Source organism: Alcanivorax sp. HI0083, assembly GCF_001635175.1.
The window spans coordinates 1-3,303 of record NZ_LWFX01000970.1; the positions used below are offsets into that span (position 1 = coordinate 1).

Here is a 3,303-nt window from a genome sequence, read left to right on the forward strand (position 1 = left end):
GCTCTCGCTGGTGTTGGAACTGGTCAGCGAGGGCAAACTGAGCTTGTCGCGGGCGCTGGATGCGGTCACTGCGGCTCCGGCCCGTTGCCTGGGAATCCAGGCGGGCCGGCTGGAAACCGGTCGCCCCGCCAGCCTCTGTGTGCTGGACCCGGCGGCGGATAAAAACCTCAGCGAAGACTGGCTGTCCGCCGGCAACAATTCCCCCTGGCGTCATGCCCAGCTCAAGGGCAGCGTGAAGCTGACCGTGTGCCAGGGCAAGGTGAGCTGGCTGTCGGATTGAGTCAGACCCGCTACGAAGCCGCTGTAGGAGTTCCCTTCCAGGGGACGAACTGAGCGTAGCGCGATATTGGCGAAAGCCAATCCTCTGTTCACCGGGTGATGCTTTTCCTGTGAGGCGAGCTGCAGTCAAAGGCGGCCACTGCTTCGCTGTCGCTCGGTTCGTCCCCTGGAAGGGAACTCCTACAAAGTGCGTTTTACCTCTCTTCCAGCTGAAACACTTCCTCTCTTAGATCGGCTTCCCCAACGACCCCCGGCGCCACGCGCCAGCGCCCTTCCCTGTCCTGGAAAATCAGGGCCGGTGTACCTTGCAGGCCCAGTCCGATCATCAGCCCGGTGTTGCTCTGGATCTGGCTGCGGATGGCGTCGGGGACTCGCTCCAGCGGGCGGATACCGCCGTCGTCAAAGTGGCCTTCGTGCTCGGCCAGTGCGGCGGCCGGGTCCGGGGCAGCGAGCACGGCACCGCCTTGAGTGAAGCTGCGTTTGGGATTGATCAGCCCGACGATGATATGGCGTACCTGTAGCACGTTGTCCTCGTCTTCGATCATGGGCTGCATGTTTTCCCACAACCGGGCGCAGTAGGGGCAGGCCATATCCGTGAACACATAAGCCACTCGTTGCGGCTGCTGTGGGCCTTCCGCTACCCAGGTGCTGGCTTCCAGCTTGGCCAGCAGGCTGTCCATGGAGGGGCCGTCGTCGGCCTGGCCGATCAGGGGCATCAGCAGGGTGAGCAGCAAGGCAGCAGGTTTGATCATGGAGTGTCTCCCGGAAGGTGTTGGCTAAGAAAGTGATGCAGGCTGGCGTCGGAGAGGGGGCCAAAATGGCGCCCGACTTCCTGGCCCTGCTGATCGAACAAAAGGGTTAGCGGCAGGCCACGGTTGCCCGCATAGCGACCCAGATCCGCATGTGGANCCAGTAACAGGTGCTCAAAGTGGAGCTGCCCTTCGGTGAGGTACTGGCGGACCTGATGGGGGTTCTCCCCCTGATTGGCAAGAATAAAGCGCACCCCGGGGTAGCGCTGCTGCCCGGCCTCAAGCACAGGCATTTCCCGCCGGCACGGTGGGCACCAGGTGGCCCACAGGTTTACCAGCGTTACCCCGCTGGATGCCGCTTTCAGCGTGGTGGCGTCCCCTTGCAGATTGTACAGGGTGACCTCCGGTAACGGGCTGGGCGTTGGCGACAGGGCTTCCAGTGCGGCAAACGTCAGCGTCATGCAGAGCAGCGCGGCGGCACTGGCAGACACCAGCGCAGCGCGGACGCGGGGTTGCCGGTACAGGCTGACGGCCAGCACCGCCAGCGCCACCAACGCACCGGGCCACCACCAGCCCCCGTCACGGATGTCGAGCATGGCCAGCCAGGAGTCGTACTGGTTCTGGTAGCGCCACACAAACGCCAGTCGCGCCCCCAGCACGGCGGTAATGGCAATCAGCCATAGCGTTGCTTCGATGCGTTGCCCACGGCGTTGCCACCACAGGCTGGTGAGGCTGGCGGCGAAAAAGCCGGTGAGCACGACAAAAGTGCCTGCCGGCAGGGCCAGTGGGCCAATGATGACAGCGTCCACGGTCTCTCCATGTCAGGGAAGCGCCAGTGTGGCCCGGCTGCATTAACCGTGGGTTAACCGGTGGCGCCGACACTGGGCTGCAACTTGCGCAGCCTAACCGGGTCAGAGCCACATGCATATTTTATTGATCGAAGATGACGCCTTGCTGGGTGATGGTATTCAGGCCGGGCTGCAGGCCATGGGGTTTACCGTGGCCTGGGTGACGCGTGCGCGCGAAGGGCTGGCTGCCTGGAAAAGCGTGGAGTTCGATGCGTTAGTGCTGGATCTGGGGCTGCCTGACCAGGATGGGGGCCAGGCCCTTTGCCAGTGGCGCGACGCCGGGCTCACTGCGCCGGTATTGATCCTCACTGCCCGGGACGCGGTACAGGACCGCATTGATGGCTTGCAGCGCGGTGCCGATGATTACCTGGTCAAGCCGTTTGATCTGGGCGAACTGGCGGCGCGTTTGCAGGCACTGCTGCGCCGTAGTCGCGGCCAGGCGAGTCCGTTGATTGAACATGGCCGGGTGCGGGTGGACCCGTTTCGCCAGCAGGTCTGGCTGGCGGATCAGGAGGTGGAATTACAACGGCGGGAGATGGCGTTGTTGCTTGCCTTGTTGCAAAGCCGGGGTCGGCTGCTCACGGCGGACCAGCTGGCCGACCGTGTCTATGGCTGGGTGGATGGCGTGGAGAGCAACGCGCTGGCGGTGCATATCCATAACCTGCGCCGCAAGCTGGGCAGCGGCATTGTGGAAACCGTGCGCGGTGGCGGGTATCGCCTGGGGGCGCCGTCGTGATGGCGCGCTCGCTGCGTTCCCGGGTGTTGTGGCTGGTGGCGTTCAGTTTGCTGAGCGTCTGGCTGCTGCTGGCACTGTGGTTACACAATACCGTCAAGCAGCATCTGGGCACGGCGCTGGACCAGCGTCTGGCGGCGTCTGCACGGATGGTGGCCTCCATGGCCAATGCCAGTGCACCGGCGTTATCCGCCAAGCCGGAGCTGCAGGCGGTGGTAAATAGCGGGCTGTTTTGCCAGGTGATGAACTTGCGTGGCGAGATTCTGGCGCGTTCCGGCGGCGCGCCGTCCGCCCACCTTGCCAGCAGCCAGGACGGCTTTACAGAGCGCTCCCTGGCGGGTGAACGCTGGCGCGTTTATACCGTCAGCCAGGGGCAGGTACGGGTTGCCACCGCCGAACCCATGGCGGTGCGTGAATCGTTGCTGGCGACGCTGGCCTGGGCGTTGCTGGTGGGGTTGTTGCTGGCCCTGCTGGGGGCGTGGTTGGCGGTGCGCTGGGCCGTGAGCCGCGGCCTGGCGCCGCTGGACGCGGTGCGCAGGGAGTTTGAGTCGCGCCCGGTGCAGGCGGCGTCAGCGACACCCAGCGCGGCCGGGATCACGGAGTTGGTGCCCCTGGTGGCGGCGCTGGATCGCTGGGCTGATCAGGCCCGGCAAGCGCTGTTGCGCGAGCGGCGGCTGACCGACGATCTGGCCCA

At 65.0% G+C, this 3,303-nt stretch carries 5 protein-coding genes; 3 read left to right on the forward strand and 2 right to left on the reverse strand.

What is annotated here, in order from left to right:
• Positions 1 to 280: amidohydrolase family protein (locus tag A3754_RS11345; RefSeq protein ID WP_156496956.1), on the forward strand; the 280-nt coding region annotated here is incomplete at its 5' end.
• A gap of 193 nt (positions 281 to 473) precedes the next feature.
• Here the strand turns inward: A3754_RS11345 and dsbG are convergent.
• Together dsbG and A3754_RS11355 are read right to left on the reverse strand one after the other, a co-directional pair.
• Positions 474 to 1,031 (reverse strand): thiol:disulfide interchange protein DsbG, encoded by a 558-nt coding sequence (dsbG, locus tag A3754_RS11350; protein WP_063519774.1) that lies wholly within the window; start codon positions 1,029 to 1,031, stop codon positions 474 to 476.
• Entirely contained in the window at positions 1,028 to 1,837 is an 810-nt protein-coding gene (locus A3754_RS11355; RefSeq protein ID WP_063519775.1) for a TlpA disulfide reductase family protein, read from the reverse strand. The genes dsbG and A3754_RS11355 overlap by 4 nt, the downstream gene beginning before the upstream one ends.
• Before the next feature lie 112 nt (positions 1,838 to 1,949).
• On the opposite strand from A3754_RS11355, the gene A3754_RS11360 reads away from it, so the two are divergent.
• Positions 1,950 to 2,612 carry a response regulator gene (locus tag A3754_RS11360; protein WP_063519776.1) on the forward strand — a complete coding sequence of 221 codons (663 nt, stop codon included), beginning with the start codon at positions 1,950 to 1,952 and terminating at the stop codon, positions 2,610 to 2,612.
• On the forward strand, positions 2,612 to 3,303 hold a 692-nt coding region (locus tag A3754_RS11365), incomplete at its 3' end, for a sensor histidine kinase N-terminal domain-containing protein (protein WP_197468633.1). The genes A3754_RS11360 and A3754_RS11365, both read left to right, overlap by 1 nt.